Annotated in this window: 15 protein-coding genes; 6 read left to right on the top strand and 9 right to left on the bottom strand. The window is 70.7% G+C overall.

What is annotated here, in order from left to right; translation table 11 throughout:
- Position 1: 1 nt before the first annotated feature.
- From N7L95_RS24965 to miaA, 3 genes are all read right to left on the bottom strand, one after another.
- A complete protein-coding gene (locus N7L95_RS24965) occupies positions 2-796 on the bottom strand; it encodes an oxygen-binding di-iron domain-containing protein (RefSeq protein ID WP_301260328.1) in 795 nt (264 codons plus the stop codon).
- Between the two features lie 96 nt (positions 797-892).
- The gene (locus N7L95_RS24960) at positions 893-1,570 is read right to left on the bottom strand and encodes an ABC transporter ATP-binding protein (RefSeq protein WP_301260327.1); all 678 of its coding nucleotides are present in this window, start codon (positions 1,568-1,570) and stop codon (positions 893-895) included.
- Positions 1,567-2,526: a tRNA (adenosine(37)-N6)-dimethylallyltransferase MiaA gene (gene miaA, locus N7L95_RS24955; RefSeq protein ID WP_301260326.1), complete on the bottom strand. Its 960-nt coding sequence runs from the start codon at positions 2,524-2,526 to the stop codon at positions 1,567-1,569. Before miaA ends, N7L95_RS24960 begins: the two co-directional genes overlap by 4 nt.
- A gap of 311 nt (positions 2,527-2,837) precedes the next feature.
- On the opposite strand from miaA, the gene N7L95_RS24950 reads away from it, so the two are divergent.
- The 3 genes from N7L95_RS24950 to N7L95_RS24940 are packed head-to-tail and all read left to right on the top strand — an operon-like array spanning position 2,838 to position 4,522.
- Positions 2,838-3,254, top strand: a complete 417-nt coding sequence (locus N7L95_RS24950; RefSeq protein ID WP_301260325.1) for a PA2779 family protein — start codon at positions 2,838-2,840, stop codon at positions 3,252-3,254.
- A gap of 47 nt (positions 3,255-3,301) precedes the next feature.
- Positions 3,302-4,267 carry a PA2778 family cysteine peptidase gene (locus tag N7L95_RS24945; RefSeq protein WP_301260324.1) on the top strand — a complete coding sequence of 322 codons (966 nt, stop codon included), beginning with the start codon at positions 3,302-3,304 and terminating at the stop codon, positions 4,265-4,267.
- A gap of 39 nt (positions 4,268-4,306) precedes the next feature.
- On the top strand, positions 4,307-4,522 hold the full coding sequence (locus tag N7L95_RS24940; RefSeq protein WP_301260323.1) for a hypothetical protein: 216 nt from the start codon (positions 4,307-4,309) through the stop codon (positions 4,520-4,522).
- 31 nt (positions 4,523-4,553) lie between these two features.
- Here N7L95_RS24940 and N7L95_RS24935 read toward each other — a convergent pair whose 3' ends face one another.
- From N7L95_RS24935 to N7L95_RS24920, 4 genes are all read right to left on the bottom strand, one after another.
- A complete protein-coding gene (locus N7L95_RS24935; RefSeq protein WP_301260322.1) occupies positions 4,554-5,810 on the bottom strand; it encodes a pseudouridine synthase in 1,257 nt (418 codons plus the stop codon).
- 52 nt (positions 5,811-5,862) lie between these two features.
- The gene (locus N7L95_RS24930) at positions 5,863-6,714 is read right to left on the bottom strand and encodes an alpha/beta hydrolase (protein ID WP_301260321.1); all 852 of its coding nucleotides are present in this window, start codon (positions 6,712-6,714) and stop codon (positions 5,863-5,865) included.
- 113 nt (positions 6,715-6,827) lie between these two features.
- A complete protein-coding gene (gene mutL / locus N7L95_RS24925; protein ID WP_301260320.1) occupies positions 6,828-8,738 on the bottom strand; it encodes a DNA mismatch repair endonuclease MutL in 1,911 nt (636 codons plus the stop codon).
- A 165-nt stretch (positions 8,739-8,903) separates the two neighbouring features.
- A complete protein-coding gene (locus tag N7L95_RS24920) occupies positions 8,904-11,498 on the bottom strand; it encodes a di-heme oxidoredictase family protein (RefSeq protein ID WP_301260319.1) in 2,595 nt (864 codons plus the stop codon).
- Positions 11,499-12,058: 560 nt separating this feature from the next.
- On the opposite strand from N7L95_RS24920, the gene N7L95_RS24915 reads away from it, so the two are divergent.
- Positions 12,059-13,216, top strand: a complete 1,158-nt coding sequence (locus N7L95_RS24915; RefSeq protein ID WP_301260318.1) for a PEP-CTERM sorting domain-containing protein — start codon at positions 12,059-12,061, stop codon at positions 13,214-13,216.
- A 580-nt stretch (positions 13,217-13,796) separates the two neighbouring features.
- On the opposite strand, the gene N7L95_RS24910 is transcribed toward N7L95_RS24915, so the two are convergent.
- Positions 13,797-14,384 carry an NAD(P)H-dependent oxidoreductase gene (locus tag N7L95_RS24910; protein ID WP_363324886.1) on the bottom strand — a complete coding sequence of 196 codons (588 nt, stop codon included), beginning with the start codon at positions 14,382-14,384 and terminating at the stop codon, positions 13,797-13,799.
- Between the two features lie 186 nt (positions 14,385-14,570).
- On the opposite strand from N7L95_RS24910, the gene N7L95_RS24905 reads away from it, so the two are divergent.
- Positions 14,571-15,230 carry a DedA family protein gene (locus N7L95_RS24905; RefSeq protein WP_301260317.1) on the top strand — a complete coding sequence of 220 codons (660 nt, stop codon included), beginning with the start codon at positions 14,571-14,573 and terminating at the stop codon, positions 15,228-15,230.
- Positions 15,231-15,256: 26 nt separating this feature from the next.
- Here N7L95_RS24905 and N7L95_RS24900 read toward each other — a convergent pair whose 3' ends face one another.
- Positions 15,257-16,186: a LysR family transcriptional regulator gene (locus N7L95_RS24900; protein WP_301260316.1), complete on the bottom strand. Its 930-nt coding sequence runs from the start codon at positions 16,184-16,186 to the stop codon at positions 15,257-15,259.
- A 108-nt stretch (positions 16,187-16,294) separates the two neighbouring features.
- On the opposite strand from N7L95_RS24900, the gene N7L95_RS24895 reads away from it, so the two are divergent.
- Positions 16,295-17,761, top strand: a complete 1,467-nt coding sequence (locus tag N7L95_RS24895) for a form I ribulose bisphosphate carboxylase large subunit (protein ID WP_301260315.1) — start codon at positions 16,295-16,297, stop codon at positions 17,759-17,761.
- The last annotated feature ends 10 nt before the right edge of the window (positions 17,762-17,771 follow it).

Raw genomic sequence — 17,771 nt, 5'->3', positions numbered from 1 at the left:
ATCAGCTCACCCGTTGCAGCTGGCGCGGCCGGGGCGGCACCGCGTAGTGGGAGTCGTTCATCAGGTCGATGCCACAGCTCAGGCCCTGCACCCATTCGATGAATTCCGGCACGGCGGCGCCGCGCAGCGGCGCGCCGTGCTGCGGCACGATCATGTCGATGTCCAGCGGGCGAACCATCTGCGCCCAGTGGCGCAGCACCTTGTTGGACACCATCAGCCGGCGGTGGAAGGCTTCCATGCGGGGCAGGTGGCCGGCCAGCGAGGTGACGGTGTCGCCCGCTTGCTCCCCGGTGCCGATGGAGGCACCCAGGTCGCCCGAGAACAGGATGCGGCTGACCGGGTCGTAGAACTGGAAGTTGCCTTCGGCATGCAGGAAGTGCGCCGGCAGCGCGATCAGGTGGCTGGTGCCGACGGGGATGTACTGGCCTTCGTCCGGAATGCCCACGATGCGGCCTTCCGTCTTGCCGGCCTTGCAGAAGTGCGGCACGAAGCGCTCCCAGACCCGCGAGATGTACAGCGGCGCGGTGGTGGCCGTCATCCAGCGATCCAGCGAGGCGATGATGTCGGGATCGGCATGCGAGGCCAGGATCGCCGACAGCTTGCTCGGCGAGAAATGGCGGGTCATGCCCAGGTACAACTCGCTGTAGGCGAGGTTGCCGCCCGGGTCGATGATGGCGCCGCTGTCCTGGTGCACCACCAGGAACTGGTTGGCCTGCACCGCCTCGCCACCTTCGCTGGAGAGATCGGTGAACATCAGGCAGCTGTGCCCCTGGTGGTTGAACAGTTCGATCGGCATGGCGGGCTTGCTTGAGGTGTGTGAAGACAAGCACCTCACTGTAGGTGGCGGGCCGGCCTGCCGGCTTGACGTCGCTCAAGCCCCGCTGCGGCCCACTCAGGCAGCGGCGTCGGCGGCCCGGGCCGGGCGCAAGCCCTCGGCGGTGAGCCGCAGCACGCGGTGGGCACGCTGCGCCGCGCCGAGCGAATGGGTCACCAGCACGCACGCGGCGCGGTGGTCCTGCACCTGCTGCACCAGCGCGTCCATCACCCGGGCGGCGGTGGCGGGGTCCAGGTTGCCCGAGGGCTCGTCGGCCAGGATCAGCGCCGGCCGGTGGATCAGGGCCCGGGCGATCGCCACTCGCTGCAACTGCCCGCCCGACAGCTGCTGCGGCAGCCGCTCGCCCAGTCCGGCCAGCCCGACCGCCTGCAGCGCCTGTTCGATGCGGCCATCGTCCGGCTGGCCCAGCAGCATCAGCGGCAGCCCGACGTTCTGCGCCACGCTGAGATGCGGCAACACGTGGAAGGCCTGGAACACGAAGCCCAGGTGGCGGCGCCGGAAATGCGCCTGGGCCGCCTCGGGCAGGCGCTGGATCGCCTGGCCCTGCACCTCGATCTCGCCGGCATCGGGCCGGTCCAGCCCGGCAATGCAGTTGAGCAGGGTCGACTTGCCGACACCCGATTCGCCAAGGATGGCGACGAACTCGCCCGGCGCCACGTCGAGGGTGACGTCGCGGAACACCCAGTCGTCGCCATAACGCTTGCCCAGGCCTCGCACCTGCAGGACGGTCGTCATCGAGCCAGCTCCGAGGACGCCACGAGGCGCTGCACCCGCTGCACCACCTGGTCCAGGGCGTCGGCATCGTCGCTTGCCACCACCTGGCGGTGCGGCATGCCGCGCAGCCAGGTGAGCTGGCGCTTGGCCAGCTGGCGGGTGGCGGTGACGCCGCGCTCGGGCAGCGCCGAGGCCTGGAACAGGCCGTCGAGCATCTCCCACACCTGGCGGTAGCCGACGCAGCGCATGGAAGGCAGGGCCAGGCTCAGGTCGCCGCGGGCACGCAGCTGCTGCACCTCGTCGACCAGCCCCTGCTGCAGCATCTGCGCGAAGCGGGCTTCGATGCGCCGGTGCAGCCAGCCGCGCTCGCGCGGCTCCAGCGAGATCAGCGGAGCCGGCGGTGTCGGCCGGTTGCGGCCCGCGCCAAAGCGGTCGGTGTGGAAGGACGACAGCGGCTGGCCCGACAGGCGCCACACCTCCAGCGCCCGCTGGATGCGCTGCGCGTCGTTGGGCGCCAGGCGGGCGGCGGTGAGCGGGTCGACCCGGGCCAGTGCCTCGTGCATCGCCGGCCAGCCCAGCGCGGCGGCTTCGGCGTCCAGCTCGGCGCGCACTTCGGCGTCGGCGGCCGGCAGCGGGTCCATGCCATCGAGCAAGGCCTTGTAGTAGAGCATCGTGCCGCCGACCAGCAAGGGCAGCCGGCCGCGCGCCCGGATCTCGGCCATCAGCCGGGTCGCGTCGGCCACGAACTGCGCCGCAGAATAGGCCTGGGTCGGATCGATGAGGTCGATCAGGTGGTGCGGTACCGCAGCCCGCTCGGCGGGCGTCGGCTTGGCGGTGCCGATGTCCATGCCGCGGTAGACCAGGGCCGAGTCCACGCTGATGATCTCCACCGGCAGCTTTTGCGCCACGGCCAGCGCGGCCGCGGTCTTGCCGCCGGCCGTCGGGCCGGCCAGGCAGATGCAGTCCAGCGCGGTCATGGGGCGACGCCCGCGGCGGGCGCGTCTGCTCGGGGAGGCAGGGAAAGGGGGCGCCCGTCGGCCGCAGCGGCGGCCGGTGGGGCGATCTCTGGCAGGCACAACATGCGCGCAGCGTAGCAGAGCCGCCGCGGCGGCATAAACAGTCGCTCACCTTGCCGCGCGCGACGAGGCGCCTTTTCCCGCCAAAATGCTCTCCCTGCGCGCCGCTGCGCTTTTTGCCCGCACGGCCGGTCCCGTGCCCCCACGCGAGCATGCGCGGCGCAAGGGAACAGAACACACCTCGACCATCGCTGCTTGAAGGAGACCCCCTCATGTCCCGCTCCTTGTCGCGTTTTGTGCGTGCCACGGCCTGCGCCGTATCGCTCTCGCTCGGCTTCGGCGCCATGGCGCAACCGGTGTCGGCCACGCTGATCACCACCGAACAGGTCGCGCAGGAGGTGGCGGCGCAGAGCCCGGCCGGCGACCTGCAGCGCCAGCGCCTGGCCAGCCAGCTGGAGCGCCCGGAACTGGTGGCGCGGCTCCAGGAGTGGGGCGTGTCCGCCGAGCTGGCGCGCGCTCGCATCGCCGCGCTCAGCGACGCAGAAGCGAGCGAACTGATGGCCCGCATCGACGAGGCCCCGGCCGGTGGCGACGTGCTCGGCGTGGCGGTGTTCGTATTCGTGCTGCTGCTGGTGACCGACATCCTCGGCTTCACCAAGATCTTCCCCTTCACCCGCTCCATCCGCTGAAGCCCGTTCGACTTGCCCGGCCGCCGGCGGCCGGCTGCCTCCTGCCTGTGCCGTCCTGCAGCGGGCGCCGTCGCCTGCTCGTGGCCGGGCTGGGCCTGCTCGGCCTTACCGGTTGTGCGGTGCAGACGGCGGCCCTGCTCGGCCGCCGCCGCGATGAGATGGCCGGCCTGCCGCGCCAGGCGGAGCTGACCGAGACGCCCTTCTTCCCGCAGGAGCAGCGCTACCTCTGCGGCCCGGAAACACTGGCCGCCGTGATGCATGCTGCCGGCCTGCCCGTGACGCCGGCCGAGCTGCAGCCGGAGGTGTACCTGCCCGGCCGCCAGGGCTCGCTGCAGGTGGAAATGCTGGCCGCTGCGCGTCGCCACGGCGCGGTCGCGGTGCTGCTGCCGCCGGAGCTGCCCGCGGTCTTCCGCGAGGTGGCGGCCGGCACACCGGTGCTGATCCTGCAGAACCTGGCCTTGCCGATGGCGCCGACCTGGCACTACGCAGTGGTGGTGGGATACGACCTCGACCGGGAGACGGTGCTGCTGCGCTCCGGGCACGAGCGACGCCAGGAAATGCGCATGCGCACCTTCGAGCACACCTGGGCGCGCTCGCGGCACTGGGCCTTCGTGGCCCTGCCGCCCGGCCGGCTCGCCGCCAGCGCCACCGAGGTGGAGACCACCCAGGCGCTGATCGCCTTCGAGCGGGTCGCCCCGGCGCCGGCGGCGGAGCTGGCCTATGCCGTCGCGGCCGACCGCTGGCCGCACAGCCTGACGCTGCAGATGGGCCGGGGCAATACCTTGTATGCTGCCGGCCGCAAGGTCGAGGCCAGTGCCGTGTTTGCCGGCGTCGCACGGCAGCACCGCAGCGCCGCCGCCTGGATCAACCATGGCAGCGTCGAACTCGAACTCGGCCGCCGTGCCCAGGCCCGTGAGGCCGCGCGCCAGGCGCTGGCCCTGGGTGGCAGCTGGGCGCCGCAGGCCCGGGCGCTGATGGCGAAAGTGGGGGCCGAAAACGGCGATGGACCTTGAGTCCGCAGGCGTCGGCCGAAAGAGGGATCGGAGAACGTGATGAAAAAACTGCTGCTGGCGGCGCTGGGCGCCGGATTGATCGCGCTGGGCGGGTTCATCCTGCTCAAGGGCCTGTCCCTGACCTCCAGCGAGACCGTCTTCCAGCTGGGTGACTTCAAGGCCCAGGTGCAGACCGAGCGGCCGGTGCCGACCTGGGCCGGTGCGGCGGCGCTGGCCGGAGGCGCGGTGCTGTTGCTGCTGGGCCTGCGCAAGTAGCGGCGGACCTGGCCGGGCGCCGCGCTCGCCGTCAGAAGCGCTCGTCGTCGCGCAGGTAGCGCCACTGGCCGACCGGCAGGTCGCCCAGCACCACGCTGCCGATGCGGATGCGCCGCAGGCCCACCACCTTCAGCCCAACCGCCTCGCACATGCGGCGGATCTGGCGCTTGCGGCCCTCGCGCAGCACAAAACGCAGCTGGTCTTCGTTCTGCCACGACACCTTGGCGGGCTGCAGCTGCTTGCCGTCCAGGCTCAGCCCGTGGCGAAGCAGTTGCAGGTCTTCGGCCGGGACAACGTCGGGCAGCCGGCCGGGCCGGCCGTACTGCACACGCACCAGGTATTCCTTTTCGACGGTCGAGTCCTCGCCGATCAGGTGCCGGGCGATGCGGCCGTCCTGTGTCAGCACCAGCAGTCCGGTGGAATCGATGTCCAAGCGCCCGGCCGGCGCCAGCCCGCGCAAGTGCTGGCCCTGGTAGCGGGTGCCCGACTTGTCGCCGGCCCAGTGGTTCTGTGGCGTCACCAGCACCACCGCGGGCTCGTAGCCGTCCTCGGCCTGTCCGCTGACATAGCCGATCGGCTTGTTCAGCAGCACCGTGACCCGTTGGGCCTGTTGCAAGCGGGCGGCCGGGTCCACGCTGATGCGCGCCTCGGGCGACACGCGCACGCCCAGTTCGGTGACCTGCTGGCCATCCACCGAGACAAAGCCGGCGGCGATCCATTCATCCGCCTCGCGCCGCGAGGCCAGGCCCAGCTCGCTCATTCGCTTGGACAGGCGCGGCCGCGTGTCGTCCGACTTCACCACAGGCGCTGCAAGGCGGGCCGGCGCCGGGCCGGCGCCGGGGGCAGCCGGTGTATGGCGTGCGGTGTCGCTGCGTTTGGCGCCCGGCTGCTGTGGCAGCACGGCCGGGGGCAAGGCGGCGCCGCGGGCAGCGGCGCGTTGCGGCGCGGCCGGTGCACCGTGTGTCGCCTTGCCGTGCTGCGCCGCGGGGCGCTGCGGCGATGCCGGGTAGGGCGCGCCGGCGCCTCGGGCAGCGCCGCGCTGCGGGGCAGCGGGTGGCGAGGCAGAGCGGGCCGCGGCCTGGGCCTGGGCGGGGCGGGGACGGGCCGCCGGGTCGCGCGGCTCGGCCGGCGTGCTGCCGCCAGGGGTGTCGCGCTCGGGCGGCACCGCGCCAGCGACGGCCCGCTTGCGCGGGGCCGAGCCGGCGCCGCGCACCGGGGGCCGGTCGCGACGCGGGTGGGCCTTGTCCTTGGCGGCAGGGGGCAGGGAGATCTTGGGGCGCTGGCTCATCCGGAAACAGGAACTGGGGGCTGAATCCCGGATTGGACCACGTCGCGGGCCCTCACGGCTTCAAGCCGAACAAGTCCTGCAGCGCGGCCAGGTACTGCGGCTCGGCCAGCGCGTGCGTATTGCTGTGCGTGCCACCGTCGACCAGCACGAAGCGCTTGCGTGCGGTGATGCGCTCATAGAGGGCACGCCCCAGCTCGGGCTTGATGACCGTGTCGTCGCTGCCATGCACCACCAGCACCGGTGCCTTGATGGCGGCGATGCGGGCGGCCGAGTCGAAGCGCTGGGTGATCAGCCAGCGCACCGGCAGCCAGCCCCAGCGCAGGGTGCCGAACACATCGGCCACCGAGGTGAAGGTGCCTTCCACCATCAGGCCTTGCAGGTCGGGCAGTTCGGTGGCCAGGTGCACCGCGATGGCGCCCCCCAGCGAATGGCCGAACAGGTAGCGCGGCGCGTCCGGGCGCCGGGCCTGCAGCCAGCGCCAGGCGGCGCGGGCGTCTTCATGCGCCAGGGCTTCCGAGGGGAGGACGGCGGTGCTGCGGCCGAAGCCGCGGTAATCCAGGGCCAGCACGCTGAAACCCATCGCGTGCATGCGGTGCATGCGCTCGCCGCTGGCGCGTCCAGTCACGCCCCAGCGGGCGCCATGCAGGTAGAGCAGCACTGGCGCGTCGGCCTTTGCCTGCGGCAGCCACAGCGCATGCAGCCGCACCGGTTCGCCCGACACCGCCGAGGTGAAGTCCAGCCACACCTCCTCCACGCCCGCTTCGGCCGGCGCCGCCGGCATCGCCTGGGGCTGGAAGATCCAGCGGCGCTGCTGGGTGTCCAGCACGCTGCAGCCGGCCGTCAGCACAAGCAGCATCAGCAGGGCGGGGGCCAGGCGGCGGCGAAAGGCAGCGGTGAGCGTCATGCGCCAGAGATCGGCCGCCGCCGGCCGGAGTACAGGGGGCGCGCCTCACGCGGGGGCGGCTCTTGAGCAGCTTGTCACGCCAAGGCCGGCTGCGCGGCGCGGCGCGGTGCCGTTCAGCGGCCGCGCATGAAGAGGCCGTCCAACTCGCGCAGCGAGAGTTGCCGCCAGGTGGGCCGGCCGTGGTTGCACTGGTCGGCCCGCTCGGTGCGCTCCATGTCGCGCAGCAGCGCGTTCATCTCGTCCAGCGTCAGGCGGCGGTTGGCGCGCACCGCGCCATGGCAGGCCATGGTGGCCAGCAGCTCGTGCTGGGCGCGCTGGATCACGTCGCTGGCGTCGTACTGCGCCAGCTCGGCCAGCACGCTGCGAGCCAGCTCCACCACGTCGGCCGAGGGCAGGGCCGCCGGGCGCGAGCGCACCGCCAGCGTGGCCGGCCCGAGCGGCGTGACTTCCAGGCCCAGGGTCGCGAGTGCCTCACGCTGGGCTTCGGCGGTGGCCACCTCCTGCGGCGTGGCGGCGAAGGTGGCGGGGATCAGCAGCGGTTGCGACTCGATGCGTTGTGCGGCAAGGTGGCTCTTGAGCTGCTCGTAGACGATGCGCTCGTGGGCCGCGTGCATGTCGACGATGACCAGGCCCTGCGCATTCTCGGCCAGGATGTAGATGCCGCCAATCTGCGCCACGGCACGGCCCAGCGGCCAGGCTTCGGCATCGCCCGCGGACGGGGTGGCCGCAGCTGCCGCCGCGGTGTCGGCGGCGCCGGCCGGCACTGCACCGGCCGGTGCGGCCGGACGCCAGGCGGGGGCGGCTTCCTGCGCATACAGGATGGCCGCGTCACGCAGTGCCAGGCGTCCCTGCACCTGTGGCGGCGGGTTCCAGCCGGGTCGCAGCCCGCCGAAGCGGGCGCCGGCGCCCGCGCCGGCCGGGCCGGTGCCGGTGTCCGCCATGCCGGCCAGGCCGGCTTGTGCGCTGGTGGCCGGCCAGCCGAGCGCCGGTGCGGCCGTGCCGGCCGCGGCCTCGCCGGCGCGCGACAGGGCCAGCGCGTCATCCACCGCATGGCGCACGGCCTGGTGCACCTCGCGCGAATCGCGGAAGCGCACCTCGATCTTGGTGGGGTGCACGTTGACGTCCACCCGTTCGGGCGCGATGTCGACGAACAGCACATAGGTCGGCTGGCGCGAGCCGTGCAGCACGTCTTCGTATGCCGAGCGGGCGCCGTGGGCCAGCAGCTTGTCGCGCACATAGCGGCCGTTCACATAGCAGTACTGCTGGTCGGCTCGGGCGCGGGCGGCGTCCGGCACACCGGCCCGGCCGCGGACATGCAGCGGGCCGATGCGGGCGTCCACCGGCCGGCTTTGCGCCAGGAAGTCCTCGCCCAGCACGTCTTTCACGCGCTGCTCGGCGCTGCCCTTGCGCCATTGCTCGACCAGCCGGCCTTCGTGCCAGACGGCGAAGGCCACGTCCGGGCGGGCCAGTGCATGCCGGCGCACCGCCTCCAGGCAGTGCGCCATCTCGGTGGCATCGGTCTTCAGGAACTTGCGGCGGGCCGGCGTGCTGAAGAACAGCTCCCGCACCTCGACGCTGGTGCCCACTGCGCGTGCCGCCGGCGACAGCTCGCCCGAGCGGGCGTCGAGCCGGAAGGCATGCGGGGCATCGGCAGTGCGGCTGAGCAGCGCCACTTCGGCCACCGAGGCAATGGCGGCGAGCGCCTCGCCACGGAAGCCCATGGTCGAGACCGATTCCAGGTCCGGCAGCGAGGTGATCTTGCTCGTGGCATGGCGCCGCAGGGCCAGCGGCAGTTCGTCGGCCGGAATGCCGGCACCGTTGTCTTCCACCACGATGGAGCGCACGCCGCCGGCCAGCAGCTTCAGGGTGATTTCGGTGGCCCCGGCGTCCAGCGCGTTGTCGATCAGCTCACGCACCACCGAAGCGGGGCGCTCCACCACTTCACCGGCCGCGATCTGGCTGATCAGCTCGTCGGGCAGTTCACGGATGGGGCGGCGGGCAGGGGAAGCGGGGACGGCACTCATGGGGGGATTCTAGGGAAGCGGGCGACGGGGGATCGCCGCCCCGGCTCCCGGCCCTTCGGCGGACCGGGGGGCGTCCCTGCCGGGCGCCATCGTTACCGCCTGCGACGTGGCAGGCCCCTGGCCGTCGGGGCGACAGGCCGGCGCGCCGCTGCGCCGGCCGGCAGCCTACAGCGATTGCAAGAAGGCGATCACCGCATCCCGGTCCTCCTTTGACAGCGACTCGAAGCTGCGGCGGCTGGCATCCGCTTCGCCAGCGTGCCACAGGATGGCTTCCATCAAGCTGCGGGCCCGCCCGTCGTGCAGGTAGCGCACCTGCTGCCCACCGCCCTGCACATAGGGCAGCAGGCCCAGGCCCCACAGCGGCGCGGTGCGCCACATGGAGGGCTGGGCGCGGCCTTCGGCCAGCGTGTCGGCCAGGCCGGGACCCATGTCGTGCAGCAGCAGGTCGGCGTAGGGCCGGATGACCTGGTTGCGCAGCTCGGCGAACGGATGGGTGTTGCCGGTCTTGAGCTGCGCCACGTGGCAGGCCGTGCAGCGCGCCTGCGCGAAGGCGGTGGCCCCACGCGCGATGCGCTGCGGGTTGACGTCATGCTCCGGCGACACCCGGATGCCGGCGGGATAGCCGCTGCGCAGGCTGCGTTGCGCCGGCACGCCAATCAGTTGCAGGTACTGCGACAGCCGCTGCAGCTCGGACTCGGACACGCCGCTGCCTTCCGGCCGGCTGCGGCAGTCGGGCGCGCCCTGCTGGCAGCGCCGCGACGGGTACACCGGCGAGACCACGCCCATGTCGTTCACCAGCGCCTCGGCGGCCTGGTGGCGCACGCTTGCCTTGGCGGCCTTCCAGCCGAAGCGGCCCAGCCGGGTCTGGCCGGTTTCGGGGTCGAGCACGAAGTTGGGCACACCGCGCACGCCGTCCTGGTTGCGGTCGTCCGGGTCGGCAAGCGCCACGATGCTGTCCTCGCTCAGCGCTTCGAGCAGGCCCATGCCGATGACCTGGGGCGCCTGCCGCACCGAGTACTGCGCCGGGACCGGCCCCTTGAAGGCATAGACCGGCTTCTGCAGCTCCACCTTCTCACCGTCGGGCAGGGTGCGCACGCTGGTTTCGAAGCGCTGCACCGTGACGCTGTGGTCCGGCGCACCCGGGCTGCCGGCCCGCTGCTGGATGTTGAAGCCGTAGACCGGGTCGGGCCGGCGCTCGCCATCAGCCCCGGCTGCACCGGTCAGGACCGTGGCTTCCAGGGGCGTGCCCAGCGCCGGTGCCCGCGTGCGGCCGTTGCCGCTGTGGCAGGCGATGCAGCTGCTCTGGTTGAAGCGGGGGCCGAGCTGCCCGATGTGGGCACTGAACACCGGGTTGACATCCGGGTGCTCGGAATGCCGCCCATCGGCGAACGAGGTGTGGAACAGCCGGCGGCCTTCCACGAAGCGCTTGGTGTTGCCGATGCCGATGTTGTTCGCCATCTGCTGGAACATGCGCATCGGCTCGTCCGAGTAGTTGTACGACACGCTGGTCTGCCCGCCGAGCAGGGCCGCCTCGGGCAGCGGCTCGGAGTCGAGGTTCGGCGCGACGCCGTACCAGGGCCGCAGCCCGACCCCCACCACGTACAGCGGCTCCGACGAGTAGTAGCGGGAGCCTCCACCGTCGATCACCGCACGGCCCTGTGCGTCATAGCGCAGGCGAGGTGCCGGCGCCAGTTCGATCTTGTCGCCGACCTTCAAGCTGCTGTGCGGGTCGGTGCGCCAGTTCGAATCCACCACCATCATGCAGTCTTCCGACGCTTGGCCGGCATGGCAGATGGGCCGGTTGCCTTCCTTCGGGTTGTTGAAGCCGTAGTTCAGCGACCAGCCGAAATCGCGCACGCCGGGGTCCAGCACATTGCGGAACAGGCTGAACGTGGTGCCGTCGAAGGTGCCGTCATTGACGCGCAGGCGGAACTCCACCCGCTGCCGGCCTGCCGGCACGCCGTCCCGGATCTCCAGGCCGAAGGTGCGGTTCTGGAAATAGAAGGCCGGGAAGGTGAGGTAGCGGCCCGGCCCGGCGTCCGGCGCGTCCCACGGCTCGCCGCGCTCGCGTGCATGGCGTTCGGTGGCGCGCGCGCCCATCAGCGTCACCAGGGTGCCGTCGGGCTCGGTGTACTGGATCTGCTCGATCACCTCGGTGCCGGCCGGAAACAGCGGCACGTAGCCGGCCGCCGGTGCCTGCCCGCCGTCGGCCGACCACAGCTGGAACTGCTGAGCGTCACTACCGCTGCAGGGCTGCTGGCGCACCTGCGTGCCGGCCACCTCGACGCACTTGCCGCTGCCCAGGTTGACGAGGGCAAACACACCGTCGCGCAGCGCCTGCAGCTTGAAGCGCTGCGCGTTGGTGCCGTTGTCGGTCCATTGTTGAAGAGGTGCACCGTCGCTGGACGAGGCGTTTTCCACATCCAGCGCCTTCGAGCTGCTGGCGAGCAGGAGCTTGTACACGCCGGCCTGAACTTCGCTGAGGTCGAAGCGCTGCCCGCTGTCGGTGCTGCAGGCAGCGGCGCGCAGCTTGGTGCCGTCACTCATGCTGCCGGGCGGCACGCCAAGGCACTGACCCATGGCGGCATGCCGCAGGCTGTAGCGGCCTGCGGCGACCGCTGGGGCCGCCGCCTGCGCACTGGCGGTGCCGCGTGACGGCGGCCCGTCGCTGCCGCCTCCGCAACCGGCCAACACAACGGCGCACAGGCCGAACTGTGCGGCGAGCACAGGCGCTCGCCGGCTTCCAAACCAGGACTCCATGTTGTCTCCTCTTGGCCCGATCAGCGGGGCGAAGGTATTGTCATGGAATCGGTTCCATTCGGCCTATCCCGATGCTTTCGATGGGTTACCGCTTGTTCTGAAGCGGGACGAAGCGGCCCGCATGCGGGCCGGGGCCGGCAGTCCCGGTGGCAGGCGCGGGCAGCGCATCGCCATTCACTGAAGGCTGCGGGCCCATCGCCACTGGCGGGATGGGGCACGCGCTGGCGGCCGGGGCTGCGGTTCAAGAGGGCCCGCCGGGGCGGATGGGCCGTGGCGCCGACCGCTTGCGCATCGTCACGCACCTGCTCGCCCTCGCGCGACGGCTGCGCGGCGATATGCCGGCCTGCCCCGGGCGCTGTGGCGCCTGGCTGGACGGTGGCCGGGGCGAAGCAAATGGCAGGCCTCGGAGCCCCCTAGGGTTGGGGGATATCGCCCGCCAGTGCCCAAAGGTACTTTGGCTGCCGGATGTTGCAAGTCAGCGGCCCGCACGCCTGTCATGCGAGCATCGTTCCAGCCGGCGCCGGCTGCCGGTCATTCGTCACCCTCCCGGAGCATTTGCCATGGTCGATCGCTGGTTCAAGAAGGTCGCTCACGTTTCCTGCCTCGCGTTGCTGCTGGCGGCCGCTTCCGCTTCGGCGGCACCGCGCTACCGGCTGGTGAACATCGACAACTCGCAGGCGCAGTTCAGTTCGGCGAACGGCGTCAGCCCGGATGGCAAGGTGGCCGGCTACATCGAGCAAACGCCGCAGGACAGGGACAGGGGCGGCCAGGCCTTCGTTCGCGACGCTGGCTCGCTTCGCACCCTCGGGCGGATGGACGGGTTGAGTGCGGCGGCCCGCATCAACAGCGACGGCCATGTGGTCGGCGTCACAGCGGCGTCGCATCTCGCCGATACCCGTCCGTTCTGGTATGACGGAGCCCAGCTGCGCGACTTCGGGGGCGCATGGGGAGTCGCCAGCGACATCAACGAGAAATCGCAGATCGTGGGCGGCCTGAGCCCGGAGGAGGGCGGACATCGAACCGCCTTTCTCCATGACGAAAACGGCACCACCCTGCTTGGAACGCTGGCCGGTGCGCCCGGCATCGAGGGGGTGCAGAGCATCGCCACATCCATCAACGAAGCAGGCCAGATCGCCGGCTCCTCGTCCATTGCCGCCGGCGGGCCCACCCACGCCTTCAGGTATGAGAACGGATCGATGCACGACCTCGGCACCCTGGGGCTGGACAGCACAGCCAACGGAATCAATGCAGGTGGACAGGTCGTCGGCAGTTCCTTCGTCTCAACCTATGTCGAGCATGCCTTCCTGCACGACGGCTCCTCGATGCACGACCTGGGGACGCTGGGAGGCGCGAATTCGGCGGCGCACGCAATCAACGCCAGCGGCCTGGTGGTTGGCACGTCGGCGGTGCTGGATCCTCCCAACTGGCTCACGGGCTACCACGCCTTCCTGTTCGAGAACGGTGAAATGCTGGACCTGAACGCGCTGGTGGACGGTTCGGCGCAGGGCTGGACCCTGGTGGCCGCGCACGACATCAATGACCGTGGCGAGATCGTCGGTCGGGGCTATTTCAACAACGGGTACCACGGCTTCTTGCTGCAGCCCGTCCCCGAGCCTGGCACCGTGGCGCTGATGGGCGTGGGCTTGCTGGCCATCGCCGTCGCCTCGCGTCGGGGCGTCCGCCGGTCCACCTCCGGCGGGCCGGCCCTTGCTTCCTGAGCCGGCTTGCGACGGCCTCGGCCGTGCTCCGATTCCGCTGGAGCGGCCATCCGGTCGATCGATGAGACGCCACACCGGCAGACGCTGCAGAGGCGTCGTCGGGTGGCATCGTCCACCTGCTTCACGACGTGCCGGGGGCGCAGTGCGCTGGACATGAAACAGGGGCAAGGTGCACGAGCGACCGCTGGCCAGGGATCCTGCCGCCGGTCGCCGAGCCCGTCACCAAGGCCCGTTCGACCGCCGCGACCGAAGCCCGGACGGTGGGAGCGGCCGGGGGGCGCACGATGCGCAAGGCGCAAGGCGCAAGGCGCAAGGCGCAGGGCGCAGGGCGCAGGGCGCAGGGCGCAGGGCGCAGGGCGCAAGGCGCAGGGCGCAGGGCGCAGGGCGCAGGGCGCAGGGCGCAGGGCGCAAGGCGCAGGGCGCAGGGCGCAGGGCGCAGGGCGCAGGGCGCACAAGGGGCGCGTCTCAGGGGTGGCCGTCACTCGCTGCGCGCGGTCGGCCTGCCCGAGCCAAAGGGGCCCGTGAGATGTCAGGCGCATCGGTGCCCGGCCTGCGGCTGGCCGGGCCGGGCCTTGCGCCATCACGCGGCGCCCAGCACCGTCGCCCGCACCTCATCGATCCAGCCCTGCCGTTGCTGCGCCGTGCTGCCCGACACCGGGCCATACATCCGCCGCACGACACTCTCGACCCCGCACAACTGGAACACGCAGCGCTTCCACAGCACCTCCAGCGGGTCGCCAAACACCTCCTGCTCACGCTGCGCGGGCGTGTTGGACGTGTTGAACACCAGCGCATGCCGGGCCTTGAGCAGGCCGGCGGGGACGCCCTCCGGTGGGACGCCCGGCGGATAGCCATAGGCGGTATTCAGGCGGAACACCCGGTCGATCCATCCCTTGAGGATGGCTGGTGGCTGCCCCCACCAGTTCGGGTGGAAGACGAGCACCAGATCCGCCCCGGCCAGTTCCTCGCAGTGCTGCTCGACCAGGGGGTCCTGCGAAGCGACGTTCTCCAGCTCCCCGGTGGGCTGCACCGGCTGGAAGTTCTCGGCGTAGAGGTCGTGAAAGGCCACCTCGTACCCTTGCTCGGCCAGCACCGAGTTCGCGGCGCCGGCCATGGCATGGCTCAGGCTGGCAGGGTGGGGATGGGCGACAACCGAAAGTGCGATCACCAGAATCACCAGGCGGCTTGTGGACGTGCGGGCGATTGTGGCCGACATCGCGGTGGGCCGCAGAACGCGCGCCGGCCGGCTCCAGACTGCGTCGCGGCTGCACCCCCGCCCCGCTTGTTTCATGCGCTAACCTGACCCGCGGATACGGGGGCCGTCCGGGCCACGGAGCCGCGATAATCGCCCCCCATGGAACTCGTCACCTTCCTCATCGACTTCATCCTGCATGTCGACCAGCACCTGGCCGCCTTCGTGCAGAACTACGGCACCTGGGTCTACGCCCTCCTGTTCGCCATCATCTTCATCGAGACCGGCGTGGTGGTGATGCCTTTCCTGCCCGGCGATTCGCTGCTGTTCGTGGTCGGTGCGCTGTGTGGCGCGGGGCTCATGAACCTGCCGCTGGCAATGGCCCTGCTCATGGTGGCCGCCGTGCTGGGCGACCAGCTCAACTACAGCATCGGGCGCCGGCTCGGGCCCCGGGTGTTCCGCTGGGAGCAGTCGCGCTTCTTCAACAAGCAGGCGTTCGACGCGGCGCACAACTTCTACGAGCGGCATGGCGGGATCACGATCATCCTCGCGCGCTTCATGCCCTTCCTGCGTACCTTCGCGCCGTTTGTGGCCGGCGTCGCGGCGATGAGCCGGGCCAAGTTCACCGCCTTCAATGTCGGCGGTGGCGTGTTGTGGGTGGGTGGCCTCACCCTGGCCGGCTACCTGTTCGGCAATGTGCCATGGGTTCAAGCCAACCTCAGCAAGATCATCTGGGCCATGATTCTGGTGCCGGGGCTGATTGCGCTGTTTGGCGCCTGGAAGGCGCGCCGCGCGGCGGCTGCCGCCACCTCGGGCGCCTGACGCCACCCGGGCCGGCTGCCGGGTGCTCAGCCCAGCAGCCCCTGGTCGTGCTTCATGAGGTGGCGCTCGCCTTCCTCCAGCACGAAATAGCGGAACGCCTCCGCCGCCGGCGACAACACCTTGGACGCCGGCTGCACCAGGTTCCAGGTGCGCATCACCGGCGTGCCCTCGACAGGCAGCACCGCCATCAAGCCGCTGCGCAGCTCCAGGCCGATGGTGTGCAGCGACAGGAAACTCACGCCCATGCCGGCCATCACCGCCTGCTTGATGGTCTCGTTGCTCGAGATCTCCATGCGGCTGCGCGGCTGGAAGCGGTGTTCGCGAAACAGGTCCTCCATCGCGCTGCGCGTGCCTGAGCCGGCCTCGCGCACGATCAGCGCCTCACGCTCCAGGGCCGACAGCGGCGCCCGGCCGCGGCGAATCAGCGGATGGTCGGGTGGACCGACAAACACCAGTGGGTGCGCCGCAAACGGCTCGCCGCGCGTCGACAGGTCCTTCGGTGGCCGGCCCATGATCGCCAGGTCGACCTCGCTGTGGCCCATCTGCGCCACCAGCTGCTCCCGGTTGGGCGAGACGTTCAGGCGCAGCTCGATGCCCGGGTGCTGTTCGCTGAAGCGCGCCAGCAGCTGCGGCACGAAGTACTTCGCCGTGCTCACCAGGCCGATGTTCAAGCGCCCGGCCTCCACTCGCTTGAAGCGGGCCATCGCGTCCTCGGCCTCCTTCAAGGTGCCGAGCAGGCGCTTGGCATAGACCAGGAAGTACTCGCCGGTGGTGCTCAGCGAGACGCTGCGCCCCTCGCGGTGAAACAACTGCAAACCAACCGCGGATTCCAGATCCTTGACTTGCATGGTCACGGCCGGTGGGGTGAGGTGCAGCGCCTCGGCGGCCCGCACGAAGCTGAGATGGCGAGCCACTTCGACAAACACCCGCAGCTGGCGGAAGGTGACGCTTTTCATTCAGGCCTGCTGAACCGGAGGCTAATGAATCCTGAATGTACCTGAGCGACGCGGCTGCCTACAGTGCCTCCATCGACTTACCCCCGAACCGGTTGCAAGGAGCTGCCCGTGAACAAGCCTGTGGAAGACGGCGTCATCACCGACGCGAAGAAGCGCTACAGCGCCGGCGTGTTGAAGTACCGGCAGATGGGCTACTGGATGCCCGACTACCTGCCCAAGGACACCGACGTCGTCTGCCTGTTCCGCATCACGCCGCAGGACGGCGTGGACCCGGTGGAAGCCGCTGCTGCGGTGGCCGGTGAATCGAGCACCGCGACCTGGACGGTGGTCTGGACCGACCGCCTCACCGCCTGCGACAGCTATCGCGCCAAGGCCTACCAGGTGGAGCCGGTGCCGGGCTGTCCCGGTCAGTACTTCGCCTGGGTGGCCTACGACCTGATCCTGTTCGAGGAAGGCTCCATTGCCAACATGACGGCCAGCCTGATCGGCAATGTCTTCAGCTTCAAGCCGCTGAAGGCCATCCGGCTCGAGGACATCCGCATCCCGGTGGCCTATGTCAAGACCTTCAAGGGCCCGCCCACCGGGCTGGTGGTGGAGCGCGAGCGGCTGGACAAGTTCGGCCGGCCGCTGCTGGGCGCGACCACCAAGCCCAAGCTGGGCCTGTCGGGCCGCAACTATGGACGGGTGGTCTACGAGGGCCTCAAGGGCGGGCTGGACTTCATGAAGGACGACGAGAACATCAACTCCCAGCCCTTCATGCACTGGCGCGATCGCTTCCTGTATGTGATGGACGCCGTCAACAAGGCCAGTGCCGCCACCGGCGAAGTCAAGGGCAGCTACCTGAACGTGACCGCCGGGACGATGGAGGAGATGTACGAGCGCGCCGACTTCGCCAAGCAGCTCGGCTCGGTCATCGTGATGGTGGACCTGGTGATCGGCTGGACCGCCATCCAGTCCATGGCTCACTGGGCCCGCCGCAACGACATGATCCTGCACATGCACCGCGCCGGCCACGGCACCTATACCCGGCAGAAGAGCCACGGTGTCAGCTTCCGGGTGATGGCCAAGTGGCTGCGCCTGGCCGGCTGCGACCACCTGCATGCCGGCACCGCGGTCGGCAAGCTCGAAGGCGACCCGCTCACCGTGCAGGGCTACTACCACATCTGCCGCGACAGCTACACCCGGCGCGACCTGCCGCGTGGCCTGTTCTTCGAGCAGGACTGGGCCGACCTGAAGAAGGTGATGCCGGTGGCCTCCGGTGGCATCCACGCCGGCCAGATGCACCAGCTGCTCGAGCTGTTCGGCGACGACGTGGTGTTGCAGTTCGGTGGCGGCACCATCGGCCACCCGCAAGGCATCCAGGCCGGTGCCGTTGCCAACCGGGTCGCGCTGGAGGCCATGGTGAAAGCGCGCAACGAAGGGCGCGACCTCGCCGTCGAGGGCCCCGAGCTGCTGCGCCGCGCCGCGCAGTCGTGCACGCCGCTGAAGCTGGCGCTCGACACCTGGGGCGAGGTCAGCTTCAACTACGCCAGCACCGACACCTCCGACTTCGTCACCACCCCCGCCCTTGCCTGAAGGAGAGCCT

The organism is Eleftheria terrae, from assembly GCF_030419005.1.
Taxonomy (GTDB): domain Bacteria; phylum Pseudomonadota; class Gammaproteobacteria; order Burkholderiales; family Burkholderiaceae_C; genus Caldimonas; species Caldimonas terrae.
This window is presented reverse-complemented; position numbering and strand designations above follow the sequence as displayed.

Coding starts and splice junctions, on each gene's coding strand:
- N7L95_RS24935 (WP_301260322.1), bottom strand. CDS start 5,810: ATGAGCCAGCGCCCCAAGATCTCCCTGCCCCCTGCCGCCAAGGACAAG.
- N7L95_RS24960 (WP_301260327.1), bottom strand. CDS start 1,570: ATGACGACCGTCCTGCAGGTGCGAGGCCTGGGCAAGCGTTATGGCGAC.
- N7L95_RS24915 (WP_301260318.1), top strand. CDS start 12,059: ATGGTCGATCGCTGGTTCAAGAAGGTCGCTCACGTTTCCTGCCTCGCG.
- N7L95_RS24905 (WP_301260317.1), top strand. CDS start 14,571: ATGGAACTCGTCACCTTCCTCATCGACTTCATCCTGCATGTCGACCAG.
- miaA (WP_301260326.1), bottom strand. CDS start 2,526: ATGACCGCGCTGGACTGCATCTGCCTGGCCGGCCCGACGGCCGGCGGC.
- N7L95_RS24930 (WP_301260321.1), bottom strand. CDS start 6,714: ATGACGCTCACCGCTGCCTTTCGCCGCCGCCTGGCCCCCGCCCTGCTG.
- N7L95_RS24940 (WP_301260323.1), top strand. CDS start 4,307: ATGAAAAAACTGCTGCTGGCGGCGCTGGGCGCCGGATTGATCGCGCTG.
- mutL (WP_301260320.1), bottom strand. CDS start 8,738: ATGAGTGCCGTCCCCGCTTCCCCTGCCCGCCGCCCCATCCGTGAACTG.
- N7L95_RS24900 (WP_301260316.1), bottom strand. CDS start 16,186: ATGAAAAGCGTCACCTTCCGCCAGCTGCGGGTGTTTGTCGAAGTGGCT.
- N7L95_RS24920 (WP_301260319.1), bottom strand. CDS start 11,498: ATGGAGTCCTGGTTTGGAAGCCGGCGAGCGCCTGTGCTCGCCGCACAG.
- N7L95_RS24965 (WP_301260328.1), bottom strand. CDS start 796: ATGCCGATCGAACTGTTCAACCACCAGGGGCACAGCTGCCTGATGTTC.
- N7L95_RS24950 (WP_301260325.1), top strand. CDS start 2,838: ATGTCCCGCTCCTTGTCGCGTTTTGTGCGTGCCACGGCCTGCGCCGTA.